Source organism: Parapedobacter sp. (assembly GCF_035556095.1).
In the GTDB taxonomy this organism is placed as follows: domain Bacteria; phylum Bacteroidota; class Bacteroidia; order Sphingobacteriales; family Sphingobacteriaceae; genus Parapedobacter.
In genome coordinates, this window is the sequence record NZ_DATMFT010000007.1 from 54,706 (window position 1) to 74,925 (window position 20,220).

Consider the following 20,220-nt stretch of genomic DNA (forward strand, 5'->3'; position numbering starts at 1 on the left):
ACTAAGAGGCCGGGGTCGACGGCGCAGATGGTGTCTCTGCACCTTCCGAAGCGTTCGGCTTCCGGTTCTTATTCCGCCTTTTGAAAGGACGCTTCTTCTTAGGCGTTGCATCGCGCGTAGCTTCCGATCCGGCAGCCACCGGAGTTCCTTCGGCTTTTTTTACTTGCGAACCGTGTTGGTTACCCGGTTTCCCTCCTTTACGCTTATTCCTTGACTGGGATCGGTTCCGATCTCCACGCCGCCGGTCGTCACGCTCGGGTGCCTGCACCGCTGCCTCGATACCATCGGGCAGTTGTGCCTTGTCTACTTCCCGTTCCATCAACTGCTCAATTGCCGCAAAACGCCTGCTATCGCGGCTGTTTACAAAAGTGATGGCGGTACCGGTGGTCTCGGCCCGCGCCGTACGGCCAATACGGTGGATGTAATCTTCGGGGTCGGGTGGCACGTCGTAATTCACCACCAAATCGATCCCCACTACATCGATTCCCCGGGAAAGCACATCGGTACCTACTAATATAGGCAGCTGCTTATTCTTGAAACGTAAGAGTATCTTTTCTCGTTCTTCCTGGGATAGGTCGGAATGGAACGGCTGCACGGCCAAACCCATCTTGGCCAAGTCTCGGCCTAAACTCTTTACCTTCTCCTTGGTCGACGAAAATACGATGATGCTCTTGAAATCACCACTCTTGAGTATCTGCTTCAATAACGGTGTCTTTTGGTTGTCGGCCACACGGTACTGCTGCTGAACGATTCCTTCAGCAGGTTTAGACAGCGCAATATTAACTTGTTCGGGATGTTTCAGCAGGTTCTTGGCAAATGCCCGTATTTTGGGCGGCATGGTGGCAGAAAACAGCATAGTCTGCCGCTCCGTCGGCAATTCGCGAACAATGCGGTTGATATCGTCTTTGAAACCCATATCAAGCATCCGGTCGGCCTCATCAAGCACAAGGAATTTAATTTCGTCCAATCTGACCTTGCCCGAACTGATGTGCGCAATTAGCCTACCCGGTGTGGCAACAATAATATCAACACCTTCGCGCAACGCACGGCGCTGCTGCTCGTAGCCGATGCCGTCTCCGCCCCCGTAGATGGCGATGGAGGTAATGCCCGTGAAATATGCCAGCCCTTCCACCTGTTGGTCGATCTGCATAGCCAGCTCGCGGGTGGGGGCCAGTATAAGCGCACTGACCGCCGGCCGCTGTTCCATCCGGCAAATCGCGTCCATTACCGGTAAAAGGTAGGATGCGGTTTTCCCGGTCCCCGTTTGGGCACAGGCAATCAAATCTTGTTTATTTTGAATAATCGGGATGGTTTCAGCCTGTATCGGTGTGGGCGTTTTGAAGCCCATGCTATTCAAACCTTCAAAAAGGGTGCTGTCGAAATTAAAATCGCTAAATGTCAAAGTATGCTTGTTAATCGCTATGATGATGCAAAAGTACAAAATTCTCCGCTATTATTTGCTAATCCCGTAATCAACAATGAAATAGCCTATGAAAACATTATCCGCATATAATTGTTCCATTGTCAGCAATCACCAAGGGTAATATTATCACAATTATTTCATTATCTTTGGGAGAGGCGTACAACGCAGGAATTTATATCAATTATATGCAAGAAAATCCTTCTAAACGGCCTTATTCGGTGGAATTGGCCGCCAGTTTAATCTCATTGGCACTTATCATCGCATTGCTGTATGTACTGCAAGGTGTGCTGCTACCACTTATGTTCTCCATCCTCATCGCGATTTCGCTATATCCCGTGGCAGGCACATTCGAGCGGTTGCGGCTTGGCAAAGCCCTTTCCGCGCTGTTAGCGGTTATTTTAGCCATTGCCGTACTTTCCGGATTGGTTTGGTTCATCATCCACCAAGTGATTGTTATCGGCCGGGATGGCGCCGAAATCCAACAAAAATTCCTATCGATATTCGACACCATACAGCGGTGGTTGCAGGAACGCTTCGGATTAGAACCCACGGAAGTTGTTGAACGACTCCGGGGGCAGGCCAATCAGATCCTGTCCAACGCTGCGTCGTATGTCACGGCCGCATTTGGGTCGCTTGGGAATATACTGGCTGGAGCGGTACTCGTGCCCTTGTTTTCTTTCTTCCTACTATATTACCGAGTATTCTTCCGCGAGTTTTTCTTCCGTGTATTCAAATCCACTCCACAAGAAACGGTACATAATACACTCAACAAGATTTACCAAGTGGTACAGAGTTACCTGCTCGGACTCGTTACCGTAATGGGCATTGTAGCAGTACTCAACACGGTGGGCCTATGGATATTGGGCATCCAATATGCGTGGTTTTTTGGCACGCTGGCCTCGCTGTTGATGTTGCTACCTTATATCGGCATCGCCATCGGCTCCATCCTTCCGGCGATTTTTGCACTGGCCACCAAGGATACTGCGTGGTATGCAGTGGGGGTTATCGTCTGGTTCCAGGTGGTGCAATTCCTCGAGGGCAACCTCATCACACCCAACATCGTGGGCAGTAAGGTAAGTATCAATCCGTTGATGGCCATTATTTCCATCCTATTGGGCGGCATGCTGTTTGGCTTGGCAGGTTTGATCCTCGCACTTCCATTAACGGCTACCATCAAGGTTATCTTCGATGCGGTACCCTCGATGAACGCCTTCGGTTTCTTAATCGGCGAACCGGAAAAATACCACCTCAAGCGGTATTCTACTAAAATAATGCTCAAGCGGTGGAAGTTGCGGGATATCTTGGATGCAAGGGATAAGAAGGAAGAAACGGGAAAAGAGGGGCCACCCGAAGACAGCTAATAAAAACGCCAGAAACAATGCTCCCTTTCTGCTGTTATTCCTATAACACAAGGAGGCATTATGAAGAAAAAGACGATCAGCGAATTACCCGATCAAAGCCACAATCGGGAAATGGGACATCCCACATCCGATAAGGCATTCAAAGACACTCGCACAATGAAACGCCACCAAGGGATACCCAATGCGGGCGGTGTACGTACCGGGAAAACTAAAATCGACAACGGGCAAAGTAACGACAGCTAATCCCTGCTTGTTATAGCTGGCGGCATCAGCTTATACACCACCGGCGTAACCACACGCGATAACAGCGTCGAACTGATCAGCCCACCAATCATCACGATAGCCAATGGCGAAATCAACGGGTTACTCGACCATGCGATGGGCAACAGTCCGCCAATGGCCGTAAGCGACGTGAGGATGATGGGCAGGAATCGCATCTCACCAGCCTTTTCGATGGCATCGTTGAGCGGCACACCTTCCCGTCGCAATTGGTTCGTGAAATCGACCAGTAGGATGGTGTTTTTCACCTCAATACCGGCGAGGGCAACTAATCCGACCGTCGCCACGAAAGACAGCGTATTGCCGGTAACCAACAACGCCAGCACAGCACCCACGATACCCAACGGAATGACAGACAAGACGATAATCGTGCTTTTCAGCGTCTTGAACTCCAACACCAATACGGCGATGAACATAAAAACCGTAATCAGGATCACCGTGCCGAATCCGCCGAATGACTGCTCACGGCTCTCTACCTCGCCGCCCATCTCATAATGATACCCCACGGGCAATGCCAATTCGTCCATCTGCCGGACGACGTCCTTGATGACCTCATCATTGGTATACCCGGCAGCAACAAAGCTGTTTACGGATACCGTACGCTGCCGGTTGATGTGGTAGATGGCCGGGGGCGACGGCACCAATTCGAGTGTAGCCAATTGGCTGAAGGGTATTCCCTTCCCTTGGACATTGTCCACAGCGATTTGGTCAAAGACGGATAGGTCTGGATAAGCACTCCGGGGTACGCTGAGACGAACGAGGTAATCGTCATCGTCAGCCTTAGGGTCGGTATAGGTCGTTACGTCAACACCGGCCAATACCATCCGTACCGTACGGTCTACGTTGGCACTGGGCACACCGAGTGCCAAGGCCTTATCCCGGTGGATACTCACCTGGATGTCGGTCTTGTCGTTGCGGACCGGATTGTTTACATACAAAGCACCGGGGGTGCCCTGCAATAACGTCTCCACCCGGCCGGCCAGCCGCTTCAGGGTATCGAGGTTGTCGCCAAAGAGCCGTACTTCCACCGGTGAAATCACCGGAACGCCCTGCTCGAAATTCTTTACTTCCACCTTAGCCCCCAGGTACGGCGTCCAGCGTTGGCGGAGTCGCTCGATGAGCGCCTCTTTTTCCCTTGGCGACGTGTCGGGTCGCAGTTGCACAAATATCTCGGCGAAATCGGCCCGCTCATTGGCTTGCTCCACGTTGTAATAAATGCGCGGATTGCCTTTGCCTACATTGGAAGCGAAATATTGTACTTCTGGCAATTCGGCAAGTTCTTTCTCCAACTGCCGCGTGATGCTATCCGTTACGTAAATATGGGCCTGCAACGGCGCATTGATCCGGATAAGGAACTGTGGCTTTTCGGAAGGGGGGAACAGGCTAAATCCAACAACTGGAATCAACGCTAGCGCGCCGGCAAAAATCACAACGGCAATCACTACCGTTTGCCAAGGCCGCTTCAATGCCTTGTCGAGCAGTACCGAATAGGTGCTATGGATAGCACGCTGGAGCCACCGCAATACGGCGTTGCCCTCGGGATGTGCATGGGGTTTTAACAAACGGCTGGAGAGAAGCGGCACCACCAGCAGGGCCACCAGCATGGATGCGATTACGGACCCGATGACCGCCATGGGAAGGCTGCGGATGAAATCACCGGCCGCTTCGGGCATAAACATGAGCGGCATGAAGGCAATCGCGAGGGTCGCGGTACAACCCACTACCGCCAACGCAATCTGGTGGGTACCTTTTACAGCGGCATCGATGCGGGATACGCCCTCCCGCATCCACCGTTCGATATTCTCGACCACTACGATACTATCGTCTACCACCAGCCCAAGCGCCACCACGAACCCGACGATGCTCAGCTGGTTTAACGAATAGCCCAACACATTCAGCACGATAACCCCCATGGCCAGCGAAAGCGGAACAGCGATCATGACCACCAGCGAAGCCCGCGTACCCAATGGCAACAACGTAAGAAGCACCAACGTAACGGCAATGAGGAAATCGATGCCCAATCCGCTAAGCCGTTTGTTGACATTTTCACCTTGGTCAAAATGCAATACCATATCCACGTTGGCCGGCAACCGCTGTTCAAACCGATCCAGTACCTCAAGGTAAGCCTCTTGCGTACGGCTGATGTTCTCGCCGGCCTTCTGCGCGGCATTGACGAACACAGCACGGTAACCATTGAGGCGGGTGATGTGCGTTTCGGGTGCAAAATCTGCGTATATATCGGCAATATCGCCCAGCAGGATGTTCTTGCCCTCCGCACTGGAAACGATGGTCTGCTTAATGTGATCGATACTTTGGTAGTTTCCGCTTGTCCTGATGCTAAAAACCTTCCCGCCAGCCAATACACTACCCCCCGGAATATTAGCGCCTTCGCTTTGGATGGCCTGCATCACCTGATTTAGCGGTATGCCCAACTGGGCCAACTTTGTGGGCTCCACATCCACGCGGATCAATTGGTCTGTGAGTCCGCTGACGGCAACAGCTTTGAGTGCTTTTACCTTTTCCAACTCGTCTTTCAAATCATCTGAAACGGCTTTCATCAAGCTCCGTGAGGCATTTTCGGAAATCAAAGCGACCTGTAACACGTTCACGCCAGTGGGGTCGATCTGCTGCACGTCGATGCTATAGAGCTGATCCGGCAGTTGGGGGCGCAAAGCACTCACCTCCCGGATAAGCTCCTGGTATTTATTATCGTAATCTATGCCGTGTTCGTACTCAACAAACAGCACCGCCAAGCCATTAACCACAGTAGTGCGGATACGCTTGATGTTGTCGAGATCATAGAGCCGGCTTTCGATGGGTTTCACCACCAGTTGCTCCATGTCCTTGGGGTTGGTACCGGGGTATACCACCACCACCGGGAAGTTAGGTGGCCGCATCTCGGGGTCTTCTGCCCGGGGCATGGTAAGGATGCTGCTTACGCCGATGGCCACCACCATCAAGACAACGATAAACGTAAACTGGTAGTTCTTAATCGGATACTTAATCAGACCCATGGTTGTCTATTTAATGATGATCGGAGAACCGTCGCGCAGGTACGGACTACCGGACACAATGAGCGAACCGCCGTCTTCCAGCCCGGCCGTTACCACGGCACGATCCTGCTGGATATCCGACACCTTTACCGCTACGCGCCGTGCTGTCTGGCCGTCATATGTTACGAAAACATAAGCTTTACCCCCATCGCCATCCATCAGCGCCTCGTACGGGATGAACCAAACGCCGGATGCCTTCGCAAGGTGAATGGTAGCCCGTCCAAAAAGGCCCGAAGCAAGCGAGGATACCGGTGCATCCGCCAATTTCAGGTATATGTTGAACATGCCCGACAGGGGGTCTACTCCCTCAGATTTGCGTGCCACCTCGGCCCGGAGATCTTTTCCCGGCAGGGCATCGGTGGTTACTGTGGCCGCATCGCCCACGCGTATCGCCGACCACTGCCGGTCGCTAACCCCGACGTTGAGTAGCCAGCCGCCCTTACCCCTGCTAGCTACTACCAGCACCGGCGTACCGGGGCCTACAACCTGGCCGATATTGGCGGGCCGTTGCAACACATACCCGTCAAACGGTGCCGTGATTGCCGTGTGGTTAATCTGATAGGATACCCGCTCCACGTCCTGCCGGGCAGCATCGAATGCTGTTTTTGCATTCTCTAGCTGTTCGAGCGTGGCCACGCTGTCGGCATACAACTGCTGCGCACGGCGGTAATCGCGTTCCGACTTTTCCAGTCCGAGCTTGGCCTGTTGCAGAGCAGTATTGATTTCCGTTGCCTCCACTGCGGCCAGCAGCTGGCCTTTCCGGAACGATTCGCCTTCCCGAACCCGTAACTGTTGGATAATGCCGCCGTTACGGAATGACAGTGCGGTTTCGTCGTCGGTGGTGAATGTGCCGGTAGCCACCACTGCACCAGCGGTGTCAGTCGCTGTCAGTGGCTGTACCCGGACGGGAATGATGGTGTCGCCACCAGGCAGCTCGGTATCCCGGCTGCCGGAGCTGCAGGCTCCCATGGCTACCAGTAGGGCAACTCCAAGGGAATAATAGCTGTATGTTTGCATAAACGTTAGTTATTCGTTGTGATAAGTGGATAGCTCGCTTGTTCGCGCTCAACCGTTGCCACGGCCGAAAGCACTTGATAGGTACTGACCGATAATGCCAAACGGGCGGACGTATATAGGTTACGGGCATCGACCGTCTCAATATAGCTGTTGACACCGGCTTGGTAGCCTTTTGCAATGAGCCGCTGGTAGGCCTGCGCAGCGGCAAGTTGGCGCTTCGCTGCCTCGTAATTTTCCCAAGCCGACCGTAAACCATTGAGCGCGACGGAGTGGGAAAGCCGCAACTGCTGGTTGGCCTCCGCCAGCTGCAACTGGACATGCTGCAGATCGAGCTGCGACTGCTGTACCTTATATCGATTCCGGTTGCCGTTAAATATCGGGAACGTTAATTGCAAACCGGCCATGTAGTAACGGGTTTGGTCGTTGAAACGAAACCCTTCGGATTGCGAACCCAAATCGAGGAACGCATTCAATGTCGGCACCGCATATTGCTTGTCCATTTTCAATGCTGTTTCGCGGATGCTTACTGCCGTGGCCAGCGCCTGGAGTTCTTCGCGTCCGGCAACGTGTTGGGCCGCTCCACGCAATAAGTTGGCCGCCTCCAACAAGGCGCTTGCAGGGTCGAACACCGTATCGATGCCAGCCTCCGCGTCGCGGTTCAGTAAACTGTTAAAGTAATATTTAGCATTCTTCACCCGTTGTTCTGCATCGGTGAGCGCGGCGTGTGCAGCAGCTACCTCACTTTCGGAACGCAACACGTAAGCCGGCAGCCCTTTGCCGTTCTCGACCAACCGTTCATTTGCGCGCCTGCTTTCTTCGGCCAACTCCAACGCCGACCGATAAACGGCGGCGGATTGCACCGAACTGAGATATCCGAAATACGCTACTTTGATCGTTTTAACCAATTCGCGCTTATACGTGTCGACATCCAATTCGCTTAACCGTACCTGGTATTCGTGAATCCGCCGGTTGTGGCCGATATCGGTGTTAACCAATGGCAGGGTGGTGCGGATATGCGCATCGTAATAATTACGGGGCAGGAAATTGATCGTCTCGTTTTCGATTGTAGGAAATTGATTGGATTGGGTCAGTTGGTTCAAGGTAGTGTAGACCGGATTAAGCAGGTCACCTATCGGCAGCGGAATGTTGCGTCCTCCATCGGCTGTTTGGTAGCCCGCTTGCAGATCCACCGATGGCAGGTAAAGACTCTTCGCCGATTTCAATGCGCTAACGGCCTTATTAAAAGCGACGTGCCGCTGCTGCAGCAGCAAATTGCTTCGCAATCCGGTGTCTATGTACGCCTGTAGGGATTCCTGTGCCGAAGCATTCGTGAAGACCGCCAAGAACGTAACTATTAATACTGTTCTCATTATTAACAGTGTTTACTTAAGTGCAAAAAATTTACTTGAATCGTTCCAGCAATCGCAGGTACGCCTGGAAAGTGTTTTCCAACAAGGTATCCTGTTTAACAATTACCACATCACTACATTTTTCTGCGATGTGTTTAAAATGGCTGGTAATATGCAACGAACACAAGCCATGCACAACGCTCCAAGAAAGCATAGCCATTTCCTCCGTATTCATGCTACCAAAGTAGCCATGCGCCTTACACCCTTCTACCGTTTGAATCAATCCATCAAACACCCGCTCACCCTCAGGCCATTCTTCTTCGGGATGATGGGCCTGCAAATACTGCATGGGTTCCTTCATAATAAACATCAACTCATAGAAATCGGGATGGTCTATCGCAAACTGGATATATCCCCTCCCCATTGCTTTTAGTCGTTCAAAAGGGTCATCTACGTAAGCCAACGCCGAAAACCGCTCACGCAACAAGCCAAACCCTTCCTGATGGAGCGCATAAGCGATATCGGTTTTGTCTTTGTAGTACAAATAAATTGTTGTCGGGCTGAACTCGATCTCCGCAGCTATCTTCCGGATGGAAGTCGCCTCATACCCCTCGGTTACAAAAAGCTTCTTCGCCGCTTCAAGAATTTTTGCCTTCAGATCCTCCCGGTGCCGTTCTTTTCGTTCTTTGATACCCATCGTATTTTAATTAACGAGGCAAATTTACTTAACAGTGTTAATAAATGCAATTATTTTTTACCCCGCATTAAGCAGAGGAGCTATGAGTTAAGTTTTCCAGATCAGCGATAGACAGAATCTATTTGCCTATAAAGAATATCATTCGTTATAAATACCATTAATTTGAATATCATTCGAACATTTAGTATTTTTGCAAAATAATTAACGGAATGGAATATAATTTGGATCAAACCGACTACGCGATCTTAGGGTTGATGCAGGAAAATGCCCGCATCAGCAACGCAGACATTGCCCGCGAGCTGGGCATGGCACCGTCCGCCATTCTCGAACGGGTGAAGAAGTTGGAGCAGAAAGAAGTCATTCTACAATACCGGACGAAGATCAATCCGGTAGCGCTGGACCAGACCCTGCTTTCGTTCATTTTCATCCGCGCAGCAGACGGGATTGGATGCGCAGCAACGGGCCAGGCACTGGCAGCTATCCCCGAGGTACAGGAAGTGCACGACATCGCCGGTGACGATGGCTACCTCGTAAAGGTACGTACAGCCGATTCAGCCGGTTTGGTGACGCTTATGCGGGAGTCGTTTGCCAAAATACCGAGCATCATCTCCACCCGCACCACCATTGTGTTGGAAACCGTGAAGGAAGAACAACAACTGGTGATCCCTGAGGGTAATTGATAATTGATAGTTGATAGTGAATATGACAACAGGTTTTACAAAAGATTCACATCCCCGGGCAACGATTTTCGTGGCGTTTGCGATGATCTATATCGTGTGGGGATCGACATTCTTTTTTATCCATAAGGCGTTAGCTGGTTTCGAACCGTTCCTTTTGGGTGCCGTCCGGTTCAGCACGGCGGGGCTGCTCCTATTGGGATGGTGCGCTTTCAAGGGATACCGGATACTGGATAAGTCGACCATCCTGCATGCGGGGTTGATGGGGTTGCTGTTGCTCTTTGTCGACAATGGCATCATCATTTGGGTCGAACAGTTCATGCCAAGTGGACTTGTAGCTATCATGTCTGCTTCTGCCGCTATTTGGTTCGTCGTGCTTGATAAACCCAACTGGAAAACCAACTTCCGCAACCTACCCATTGTAGTGGGCCTTTTCATGGGTTTCTTCGGTGTGGTCATGTTATTTGGCGACCGTATTGCACAGGCCTTCGATGCTTCAGAACGGCAGGCTAACATCATGGGTATGACCTTACTACTGATCGGTGCGTTGTCGTGGACCATCGGGTCGCTGTATTCAAAGTACTTTGGTAACCCCAGCGCCGGCAAAAAACGCAATAGCATGGTGAGTACAGCGTGGCAGATGCTGATTGCCGGCTTCGCGTTCACCATTGCCGCAGCAGTGCGGGGTGAGGTCGCTAACTTCCAACCGGCAAACGTACCGGCTTCGGCTTGGTGGGCAATCGTTTACCTGATTTTTATGGGATCAATCGTTGCCTATAGCGCTTACATCTGGCTCCTTCAGGTAAGGCCGGCCACCGAAGTGAGCACCCATACGTATGTAAATCCCATTGTCGCCGTATTACTCGGTGCATGGTTTGCGCATGAGGCGGTTACCGACTCTCAAATCGTTGCACTCACGGTTATTTTGGCAAGTGTTTTATTGATCAACTGGGATGCGTACAACCTCTCTTCGCTATTCAAAAAACGTAAAAAACGATTTGCTCGCCTTCGTGAAAAAGCACGTACACGGGCGACAATCCGCGCTTCCATTCCGGCTCCGTTCGAAGAAAGACCGAAAGATAAGACGAAAGACGAACTTTAGCGCCAGAATACCTACCTTTATCACGTCCATTGATACGGCATTAATGAGGCACTGTCACAACATGAAGCGTCTTACAACCCGAAATTCCCTCCTGCTGCTGGCAGTCGCCGTATGGCTTGGGGGTGCGTCTTGCAGTCGGCATTTTGTACCGCGCGGACAAGCCGTTTACACCCAATTACAGGTAGATAGCACCACTGTTGACGACCCTGATTACGTACAGTTTTACGCACCCTACAAGAAACTGCTGGAGGTGGAGATGAACCGCGTGGTTGGCCGAACAGCCGTCAGCTTGACCAAACCAAGCGAAGCACCTGAAACCTTGTTGGGGAATTTCTTTGCCGACGTGCTGTTAGCCCAAGCGCGAAAGCAGGTACTCGACGCCGAATTCGCTTTCGGCACGAAAGGAGGGCTACGCATAGAATTGAATCAAGGCCCTATTACTATCGGTAACCTGTTTGAGCTCATGCCCTTTGAAAACGAAATCGTTGTACTCGAACTTACCGGCGAAAAGGTACAGCAATTGGCCCAATTCATTGCCGCAACGGGCGGGCAACCTGTATCGGGTATCCGTATGGAAATCGAAAATGGCATAGCTACGAACATCCGCATCGGCGGAAAACCCATAGGCCCAAACCAAACTTATAAATTGGTTACCTATGATTATCTAGCCAACGGGGGCGATAATTCGCGCGGCCTCGATGATCCGATAAACCGCACCAATCTGGGTATAAAAGTGCGCGAGGCATTAATTGATTACGTGAGCGAGAAAGCCCAAGCAGGCAACGATATCAATACGCAACTCGATGGAAGAATCACAAGCAATCAATAGGCGTAATTTCCTGAAACAGGCAGGGACGTTCGCTGCATTTTCTGCCCTAAGCGCGCCGGCATTGGCGTGGGCCGATGATGAACGCATTTCGCTCACCGTCTTACATACCAACGATGTGCACAGCCGGATCGAACCTTTTCCGATGGATGGCTCACGCAACCAAGGCCTGGGCGGGGTGGCACGACGCGCGACGCTGGTGGAGCAAATCCGCCGCGAGCAACGCAATGTGCTGCTACTGGATGCGGGTGATATGGTGCAGGGCACCCCCTACTTCAACCTCTTCGGTGGCAAGGTCGAATTGGAACTCATGAGTAAAATGAAATACGACGCGGGCACATTCGGCAACCATGAATTTGACAACGGCCTGGAAGGTCTTGCCGACATGATCCCCTACGCCAACTTCCCCTTCCTTACAGCCAATTACGACTTCAGCGATACCATCCTCCATGGCAAAACACGCGACCACCTTGTCTTCAAGAAGCAGGGACTTCGGATCGGGGTATTCGGACTCGGCATCGAGTTGGCGGGGCTGGTAGACCCCACATTGTGCCGGGGCGTACGTTACCTCGATCCCATCGCCATAGCCAATGAAATAGCTGCTCGGCTCAAAAATGATTACAATTGCAGCCTGGTCATCTGTCTCTCGCACCTGGGCTACCGTTATAGCAACGGCAAGGTGTCGGACCGGATACTGGCTGCTCAAACCCGTTATATCGACCTCATCATAGGTGGTCATACTCATACGTTCATGCCCGAACCGGAAACCATACGCAACCTAGAAGGTGAGGCAACCGTCATCAACCAGGTCGGCTTCGCGGGTATTAACCTGGGGCGGCTGGACTATGAATTCGAGCGGAAATCAGGCAATAAGGCACTGGTTACCGCTAAGGCATATGAGGTGTCGGCGCGGGAAGGTTCAGCATGAAAACATTTTTGCGTCTATATATCGATTCGTACCGAGGTCTTTCACGACCTGCGTGGTTGTTAGCACTTGTCATGCTCGTCAACCGTACAGGGGCCATGGTACTCCCCTTCCTGGGGCTGTACATGACACAAGCTTTGGGGTTTTCGATACGCGAAGTAGGCGTCGTACTGGCATGCTTTGGTCTGGGCGCCATCACGGGATCGTGGCTTGGCGGCTGGCTTACCGATCGCTTCGGTAATTTCTGGGTTCAGGCATTAAGTTTACTGGCAGCTATACCGTTATTTCTCGTCTTGCCCTTATTTACTTCCGTTGGCACATTGGCTGTCGCCATTTACATCCTCAGTGTGGTTACCGAATCATTCCGCCCCGCCAATTCTGTCTCCGTAGCCCGATACGCTCGCCCAGAAAATATCACGCGTGCATTTTCGCTGAATCGGATGGCCATCAACCTGGGGTTCTCCGTGGGCCCGGCACTGGGTGGTTTTCTGGCCTCTGTCTCCTACCATTGGATTTTCTATGGCAATGCGATAGGTACGTTCGCCGCAGCGGTGATTTTTGTGCTGTTTTTCTACAAACGCAAAGGAACTGTGCGCAGCAAAGCGATGGGGGCTGCCCACACAGCATCCGAATCAAGTAGCCGGTCGCCCTACCGCGATTGGACATTTTTGGTATTCAGCCTCTTATGCTGTGTCTACGCCATCTGTTTTTTTCAACTTCTGAATACATTGCCATTATTTTACCAAAGAGCCCATGGCCTCGATGAGCGGCAGGTGGGCTTAATATTGGGGTTCAGTGGGCTGGTTGTTGTTGTGTTCGAAATGCTATTGGTGCACATGGCTGAACGGCGGCTTAATTACGCAACCAGCATCGCCTTAGGCACCTTGTTATCCGCCGTGTCTTTCGCCTTGCTTCCCATACCTACCGGTTATTGGGTCCTCTATATGTCTATTTTCTTATTGAGCATTTCAGAAATATTGGCGATGCCCTTTATGGCTTCTGTTGCCGTGAAACGGGCCTCCCGGCAAAACCAAGGTGCCTACATGGGACTCAATGCACTCGCTTTTTCGGCTGCACATGTATTTTCCCCGTTTCTAGGCACCCGGATCGCCGATCAGTTCGGCTTCAATGTTCTTTGGTCGGGCACAGCCATTGTGCTCATCGGTATCGCTATCGGATTTTACTTGGTAGTGAAAAAAATGTAAATCTGCACATCATTTAACCAGCGGGTTCTTTTCTTTGGCAAATAGTTGGTACACTTTCTTATCTACCCATGCCGGCAGCAGCTTGTTCATCAGCACGGCGAACTTGCCCTGCCGCGTCATGACCAGGGTGCGCTTGCGCTTGATTACGCCCTGCACAATCCGGCGGGCCACTTCTTCGGCAGTCATCATCTTACCTTCATCCATACTGGTTTCGCCATGCGCATCGCCAGCGGCGTCCAAAGCAGTCGCCCGGATACCGGAAGCGGTAAACCCCGGGCAGGCAACCATTGCATGCAGGCCAGTTTTCAGATTTTCCACCCGCAGCGACTCCATAAACCCATGGATGGCAAACTTAGAGGCCGAATACCCCGTGCGGCCCGGCAATCCCCGATAGCCGGCAATGGACGACACAGCCACTACCGTGCCCTTACTACGCAGCAACGCCGGCATCGCATATTTGGTGCAATAGACCGTGCCCCAGAAGTTGACATCCATCAACCGGTGCAACACCGCCAAATCTAAATCCGCAAATAACGCCCGCATGCTGACACCTGCATTGTTGACCAATACATCAATACCGCCGAACGTGGCCAATGCCTGCTGCACAAGGCTGCGGCAATCCGCTTCATTGGCCACATCACACTGTACCGCCACTGCACGGATACCGTGACTTTTTTCCAACGACTGCGCCAGCGCACACAAATCCACATAGCGGCGTGCGCCCAACACCAAATTAGCACCTTGTTGGGCAAATGCGTCTGCACATGCTAAGCCGATGCCAGACGACGCTCCCGTGATGACAACGGTTTTATTACGCAATGCTCCGTTCATAAGGCACCCGGGTAGCGATGGAGCGACCCAATGTCACTTCATCGACATATTCCAATTCCCCTCCGAAGGCTATCCCCCTCGCAATGGTGCTGATCTGCACACCAAAGTCTTTGAGCTTCTTATACAGGTAAAAAATGGTCGTATCCCCTTCCATGGTAGCACTTAGGGCCACGATTACCTCATGCACACCCCCAGCTTCCAGTCGCTTCACTAAACTGTCGATCTGCAAATCCGAAGGGCCAACCCCATCCATGGGCGAAATGAGCCCACCAAGCACATGGTATACGCCATGGTATTGGTCGGTATTCTCAATCGCCATCACATCGCGCGTATCTTCCACGACGCATATCAATCCGCTATCCCTTTTGTGCGAGGCACAGATTTCGCAAACTGCTGTGTCTGAAATATTGTGACAGGTGGTGCAATACCTGATTTCCCGTTTCAACCGATCAAGGGCTTCCGTAAACCGCGATACCTCGATTTCGGGTTGCCTCAACAGATGGAGCACCAGCCGCAGCGCTGTTTTTTGGCCTATGCCCGGCAGACGGCCAAACTCTGCCACAGCCTGTTCCAATAATTTGGAAGAAAAATTCATGAAACAAAGATACTTTTTTAGTCGGAAAGTTTCGAAAATTGCATCAGACTAACACGATCCGCGTTCCACCCTTTCGAAGGAAAAACAGTACATTAGCGAATCAAAATTCACCAACGATGGCAAGAACACGGGAAGATAAAATCATGCGGGCCTTCGAAAACAAGACCTGGCAGGAAATCAAAGTCAAGGATTCATGGCAAATTTTCAAGATCATGGCCGAGTTCGTGGATGGCTTTGAGAAGCTCGCCAAGATAGGCCCCTGTGTGTCCATGTTCGGTTCGGCACGTACTGCTCAGGGCCACAACTATTATAAACTCGCCGAAGACATCGCCCGGCTACTAACCGAACGGGGCTATGGTGTCGTGTCCGGTGGCGGACCGGGCATTATGGAAGCGGCCAACAAGGGTGCCTACGAAGCTGGTGGGAAGTCCGTGGGCATCAATATCGAGCTTCCTTTCGAGCAGTTCCATAACCCTTACATCGATCGCGACAAACTCCTCCAATTCAACTACTTTTTCGTTCGCAAGGTGATGTTCATGAAATATTCACAGGGATTTATTGTACTCCCCGGCGGATTCGGCACGATGGACGAATTGTTTGAAGCCATTACGCTCATCCAAACCGGCAAGATTGCTCGTTTTCCCATCGTCCTAGTTGGCAAAGATTACTGGGGCGGGTTGATCGACTGGGTAAAACGAACCATGCTTGATGCAGGAAATATAAGCCCCGAGGACCTTAACCTCTACCGGATGGTGGATACGGCCGAGGAAGCCGCAGAACACATCTTCCGGTTTTACGACAAGTATTTGCTCAAACCGAATTTTTAAGCGGAATCTTGATTTGATCGGAAGAATAACTAAAGGTGCCTAGCCGCTTGATTAGATTCTCTATTTAGCAACATTTTTTAGGTATGAGCATCGATGCCGCTAAAACAGGAGCTCATGTCGTTCAAGCGCTCGGCACTTCCGGATTGCATACGACGTGATCCGGAGAAACGCTGCAAAAAGGAATGTAAAAAACAAGGTAAGGCATGCGAAAAGACAGGCGTAGACCCAGGCTTCTTCCGGATAACGGGTGAATTGATGAGAAATTGCCGACCATCCTCCCCCACCGTAAAAGAGAAAAGTGGGTAGAAATACAAATTGATTAGCGAATTGCATAGCCATCAGCTTATGATATTTGCGTTGCAACCATAGACTATATGCGACTGCCCCCACCGAAAAAGCTAGATACGCAAAACCCGTTATCACAAATAGCCAAGATGTGGTAATAAGGAAAAAAAGCTGGTATAAAATTATAGCGAAACTTCCTACCACCAACACAGCAGGGAAAGACAGCCACCGTTTCAACTCCAGCGACATTTGACCAAAATATTTCTCTCGAAGCGATTTAGCCATCGCTGCCTTCAATTCACCAAATCCAGACACACCAAATGCAGCATGGGTTTGTTGCAGCGCCTCCTCAAAGGTTAACGCAGGATTTTCACCCAATTTCTCTTCAATGCTGCAAGCCACATGATCGATGATTTCTATCTGAAGATCGATCGCAGTAAAGCCTTGCTGACGGACGAAAGTCCGGATATATTCCAGTTGTTGTTTATTCAGTTTCATGATGCAACAGGCTTAAGGCTTAACACCAATTGCAGTTTTTCAATGAAAATAGCGGCCTCACTCATTTTTTCCTTCACTTCACCTTTACCCTGAGTTGATAACACATAGTATTTACGCACGCGACCATCCACCACCTCCATTTGGGTTTCCAATAAGCCTTCTGCTTCCAATTTATGTAACGCTGGATATAAAGCACCTTCGGTCAGTTTGAACTCCCCGTGACTCAACTGCTTTACCTTTTGGGTGATCTCGTATCCGTACATCTTGTCGTTGTCTTCCAGTAACTTCAAAATAATGGTTTGAAGGGTCCCTTTTAGTAGTTTTGCCGAACTCATACAGCAAATATATAGTTTTCAAACATACATAAGAAAACTTTGTATGAATAAAAAAGGCAACGACCTGCTATTTTTTCAGGATAATCCACTAATCACCAGACAATTATTCAGCATCATTTAAACAGTGTAAGACAAAATTTCCGATTCACCAATCAAATCATCGATGGTACTTGTTTTGATTACACAGGTATAAATTAACGATCATGAATTTCAACAACTATACAATCAAAGCACAGGAAGCTGTCCAGAAAGCTTCCGAAATTGCGGTGGGCAATCAACAACAATCCATCGAAACCGCGCACCTGTTGAAAGCACTGCTGGTGGTGGATGAAAACGTGGTGAGCCATCTCCTGAAGAAACTGAACGTAAACGTGAAGCACGTGGAAGATGAACTTGATAAACAGATTGCCACGTTCCCCAAGGTAAGCGGCAGCAACATTTACCTGTCATCCAGTGCTAACACGGCGTTGCAGAAGGCCCAGTCGTATCTCAAGGAGTTCAAAGATGAGTTCGTATCCATCGAGCATATCCTGCTGGGCATCCTCAATGCGGGCGACAAAACCGCATCGCTACTTAAGGATCAGGGAATTACGGAAAAAGATCTGAAAAAAGCCATCTCTGACCTTCGCGGCAACGCACGGGTAACCGACCAAAATGCCGAGGCCACATACAATGCGCTCAACAAGTATGCACGTAACCTCAATGATTTCGCTGAATCGGGCAAACTTGACCCGGTAATCGGTCGTGACGATGAAATCCGCAGGGTTATCCAAATCCTCTCACGCCGAACAAAAAACAACCCGATATTGGTTGGTGAACCCGGTGTAGGAAAGACGGCCATTGCCGAAGGCATTGCACACCGCATCATCAAAGGCGATGTGCCCGAGAACCTGAAGACCAAAACCGTCTTTTCGCTCGATATGGGCGCACTGATTGCCGGAGCGAAGTATAAAGGTGAATTCGAGGAACGGCTCAAGGCGGTGGTGAAGGAAGTGACGCAAAGCGATGGTGAAATCATCTTGTTTATCGATGAAATCCACACCCTTATCGGCGCAGGTGGCGGCGAGGGGGCCATGGATGCCGCTAACATCCTCAAACCTGCGTTAGCGCGCGGCGAATTGCGCGCAATCGGCGCAACCACGCTCAACGAATATCAAAAATACTTCGAGAAAGACAAAGCGTTGGAACGCCGGTTCCAGAAAGTGATGGTGGAAGAACCTGATACGCAGGATGCCATTTCCATCCTGCGCGGATTGAAGGAACGCTACGAAACGCACCACAAGGTGCGCATACTCGATGAGGCCATCATCGCAGCTGTGGAACTGTCACAGCGGTATATTTCCGACCGTTTCTTACCCGATAAGGCCATTGACCTCATGGATGAGGCTGCGTCAAAATTACGGCTGGAAATGGATTCGGTTCCGGAGGCAGTAGACGAGATAGAACGCCGCATCATGCAGCTGGAAATTGAGCGCGAGGCTATTAAGCGCGAGAAAGACACCAAAAAGGTCGACGAGCTTAGCAAGGAAATCGCCAACCTCAGCACAGAACGCGACTCGCTGCGGGCAGCATGGCAGGGTGAAAAGACATTGGTAGACAGCATAAACCAGGAGCTCGAACAGATCGAGAATTACAAAATCGAAGCCGATCAGGCGGAGCGTGCCGGCGATTATGGCCGGGTGGCCGAGATACGCTATGGCCGTATCAAAGAGTCGCAAGACAAGGTGGAAACACTCAAAAAAGAGCTCGGTGAAAAACAGGCCGACAGCCGCATGCTCAAAGAGGAAGTAACGGCAGAAGATATTGCCGGCGTAGTGTCGCGCTGGACAGGTGTGCCTGTTTCGAAAATGGTGCAAAGCGAGCGCGAAAAACTGCTACACCTTGAAGAAGAACTCCATAAACGCGTGGCCGGCCAAGACGAGGCCATCGAGGCCATTTCGGACGCCATCAGGCGGTCGCGTGCCGGACTGAGCGACGAGCGGCGCCCTATCGGATCGTTCATTTTCCTCGGTACCACCGGCGTCGGTAAAACCGAACTGGCTAAAGCCCTGGCAGCATTCCTATTCAACGATGAGCACTCCATGGTCCGCATCGACATGAGCGAATACCAGGAACGCCATGCCGTTTCCCGCCTCATTGGTGCGCCCCCGGGATACGTAGGTTATGACGAAGGTGGCCAGCTTACCGAAGCCGTCCGGCGTAGACCTTACGCGGTGGTCCTACTCGATGAAATCGAAAAGGCACACCCCGACGTCTTCAATATTCTTTTACAGGTATTGGACGACGGACACCTCACGGATAATAAAGGGCGGGTTGTGAATTTCAAGAATACCATCATCATTATGACGTCCAACATCGGCTCGCACCTCATCCAGGAGAACTTCAGTAACCTGACGGATGAAAACCATGACGAGGTGATGGCGAAAACGCAAAACGAGGTATTTGAGCTGCTACAGAAATCCATGCGGCCGGAATTTCTGAACCGCATCGACGAAATCATCATGTTCACGCCGTTAAACCGGGAGGAGCTGGGGAAAATCGTGCACCTGCAGTTCGCAAACCTGCAACGGCAACTCGCTGATATGGGCATACAGCTTACGGCAAGTGAAGAGGCCCTCGATTGGTTGGCACAACTGGGCTATGACCCTCAATTTGGTGCACGGCCCCTCAAGCGTGTCATTCAGAAGCACATCCTCAACGAGTTATCGAAAGAAATACTCGCAGGGAAAATAGATAAGGACGCCCAGGTAAAACTGGACATGTTTGACAATAAATTCGTGTTTTTGAATCAGTAAGCGGCTGTCGCAGCCAGTTATTAGTTATCGGTTATCAGTTATCGGTTATTAGCTTATCTGGAAAGCTGATAACCAAAGGCTGGTGGCCGATAACTGTTTTAGCACAATTTTTGGTAACTTTACTGAAAAGTAAGGGAGTA

At 51.0% G+C, this 20,220-nt stretch carries 18 protein-coding genes; 9 read left to right on the plus strand and 9 right to left on the minus strand.

Translation table 11 applies throughout. The features are described from left to right. Window position 1 precedes the first annotated feature (1 nt). Window positions 2-1,348 carry a DEAD/DEAH box helicase gene (locus VNQ80_RS03910; protein WP_414692976.1) on the minus strand — a complete coding sequence of 449 codons (1,347 nt, stop codon included), beginning with the start codon at window positions 1,346-1,348 and terminating at the stop codon, window positions 2-4. A 260-nt stretch (window positions 1,349-1,608) separates the two neighbouring features. On the opposite strand from VNQ80_RS03910, the gene VNQ80_RS03915 reads away from it, so the two are divergent. Both VNQ80_RS03915 and VNQ80_RS03920 read left to right on the plus strand, forming a co-directional pair. Beyond that, window positions 1,609-2,784 carry an AI-2E family transporter gene (locus VNQ80_RS03915; protein ID WP_325636147.1) on the plus strand — a complete coding sequence of 392 codons (1,176 nt, stop codon included), beginning with the start codon at window positions 1,609-1,611 and terminating at the stop codon, window positions 2,782-2,784. Between the two features lie 60 nt (window positions 2,785-2,844). After that, window positions 2,845-3,027, plus strand: coding sequence for a hypothetical protein (locus VNQ80_RS03920; RefSeq protein ID WP_325636148.1), 183 nt, complete (start codon window positions 2,845-2,847; stop codon window positions 3,025-3,027). On the opposite strand, the gene VNQ80_RS03925 is transcribed toward VNQ80_RS03920, so the two are convergent. The 4 genes from VNQ80_RS03925 to VNQ80_RS03940 are packed head-to-tail and all read right to left on the minus strand — an operon-like array spanning window position 3,024 to window position 9,179. Next, window positions 3,024-6,077: an efflux RND transporter permease subunit gene (locus tag VNQ80_RS03925; protein ID WP_325636149.1), complete on the minus strand. Its 3,054-nt coding sequence runs from the start codon at window positions 6,075-6,077 to the stop codon at window positions 3,024-3,026. The genes VNQ80_RS03920 and VNQ80_RS03925 overlap by 4 nt on opposite strands. Before the next feature lie 6 nt (window positions 6,078-6,083). Then, the gene (locus VNQ80_RS03930; RefSeq protein WP_325636150.1) at window positions 6,084-7,133 is read right to left on the minus strand and encodes an efflux RND transporter periplasmic adaptor subunit; all 1,050 of its coding nucleotides are present in this window, start codon (window positions 7,131-7,133) and stop codon (window positions 6,084-6,086) included. A 5-nt stretch (window positions 7,134-7,138) separates the two neighbouring features. Next, window positions 7,139-8,503: a TolC family protein gene (locus tag VNQ80_RS03935; RefSeq protein WP_325636151.1), complete on the minus strand. Its 1,365-nt coding sequence runs from the start codon at window positions 8,501-8,503 to the stop codon at window positions 7,139-7,141. Window positions 8,504-8,534: 31 nt separating this feature from the next. Further along, window positions 8,535-9,179 (minus strand): TetR/AcrR family transcriptional regulator, encoded by a 645-nt coding sequence (locus tag VNQ80_RS03940; RefSeq protein WP_325636152.1) that lies wholly within the window; start codon window positions 9,177-9,179, stop codon window positions 8,535-8,537. A 209-nt stretch (window positions 9,180-9,388) separates the two neighbouring features. Here VNQ80_RS03940 and VNQ80_RS03945 point away from each other — a divergent pair, with 209 nt between their 5' ends. From VNQ80_RS03945 to VNQ80_RS03965, 5 genes are all read left to right on the plus strand, one after another. Beyond that, window positions 9,389-9,859 carry an Lrp/AsnC family transcriptional regulator gene (locus tag VNQ80_RS03945; RefSeq protein ID WP_325636153.1) on the plus strand — a complete coding sequence of 157 codons (471 nt, stop codon included), beginning with the start codon at window positions 9,389-9,391 and terminating at the stop codon, window positions 9,857-9,859. A gap of 22 nt (window positions 9,860-9,881) precedes the next feature. Beyond that, entirely contained in the window at window positions 9,882-10,958 is a 1,077-nt protein-coding gene (locus VNQ80_RS03950) for an EamA family transporter (protein ID WP_325636154.1), read from the plus strand. A gap of 61 nt (window positions 10,959-11,019) precedes the next feature. Then, window positions 11,020-11,787: a 5'-nucleotidase gene (locus VNQ80_RS03955; protein ID WP_325636155.1), complete on the plus strand. Its 768-nt coding sequence runs from the start codon at window positions 11,020-11,022 to the stop codon at window positions 11,785-11,787. Beyond that, window positions 11,762-12,712, plus strand: coding sequence for a metallophosphatase (locus tag VNQ80_RS03960; protein WP_325636156.1), 951 nt, complete (start codon window positions 11,762-11,764; stop codon window positions 12,710-12,712). Before VNQ80_RS03955 ends, VNQ80_RS03960 begins: the two co-directional genes overlap by 26 nt. A 71-nt stretch (window positions 12,713-12,783) precedes the next feature. Further along, window positions 12,784-13,914 carry an MFS transporter gene (locus VNQ80_RS03965; protein ID WP_325636157.1) on the plus strand — a complete coding sequence of 377 codons (1,131 nt, stop codon included), beginning with the start codon at window positions 12,784-12,786 and terminating at the stop codon, window positions 13,912-13,914. 9 nt (window positions 13,915-13,923) lie between these two features. Here VNQ80_RS03965 and VNQ80_RS03970 read toward each other — a convergent pair whose 3' ends face one another. Then, window positions 13,924-14,745: an SDR family oxidoreductase gene (locus VNQ80_RS03970; protein ID WP_325636158.1), complete on the minus strand. Its 822-nt coding sequence runs from the start codon at window positions 14,743-14,745 to the stop codon at window positions 13,924-13,926. Next, window positions 14,726-15,340, minus strand: a complete 615-nt coding sequence (recR, locus tag VNQ80_RS03975; protein ID WP_325636159.1) for a recombination mediator RecR — start codon at window positions 15,338-15,340, stop codon at window positions 14,726-14,728. The genes VNQ80_RS03970 and recR overlap by 20 nt, the downstream gene beginning before the upstream one ends. A 116-nt stretch (window positions 15,341-15,456) precedes the next feature. On the opposite strand from recR, the gene VNQ80_RS03980 reads away from it, so the two are divergent. Beyond that, window positions 15,457-16,167: a TIGR00730 family Rossman fold protein gene (locus tag VNQ80_RS03980; RefSeq protein WP_325636160.1), complete on the plus strand. Its 711-nt coding sequence runs from the start codon at window positions 15,457-15,459 to the stop codon at window positions 16,165-16,167. Between the two features lie 99 nt (window positions 16,168-16,266). Here VNQ80_RS03980 and VNQ80_RS03985 read toward each other — a convergent pair whose 3' ends face one another. Together VNQ80_RS03985 and VNQ80_RS03990 are read right to left on the minus strand one after the other, a co-directional pair. Next, entirely contained in the window at window positions 16,267-16,950 is a 684-nt protein-coding gene (locus tag VNQ80_RS03985) for a hypothetical protein (RefSeq protein ID WP_325636161.1), read from the minus strand. Beyond that, window positions 16,947-17,285, minus strand: coding sequence for a PadR family transcriptional regulator (locus tag VNQ80_RS03990; RefSeq protein WP_325636162.1), 339 nt, complete (start codon window positions 17,283-17,285; stop codon window positions 16,947-16,949). Before VNQ80_RS03990 ends, VNQ80_RS03985 begins: the two co-directional genes overlap by 4 nt. 203 nt (window positions 17,286-17,488) lie before the next feature. Here VNQ80_RS03990 and clpB point away from each other — a divergent pair, with 203 nt between their 5' ends. Then, a complete protein-coding gene (gene clpB, locus VNQ80_RS03995; RefSeq protein WP_325636163.1) occupies window positions 17,489-20,080 on the plus strand; it encodes an ATP-dependent chaperone ClpB in 2,592 nt (863 codons plus the stop codon). Window positions 20,081-20,220: the final 140 nt, after the last annotated feature.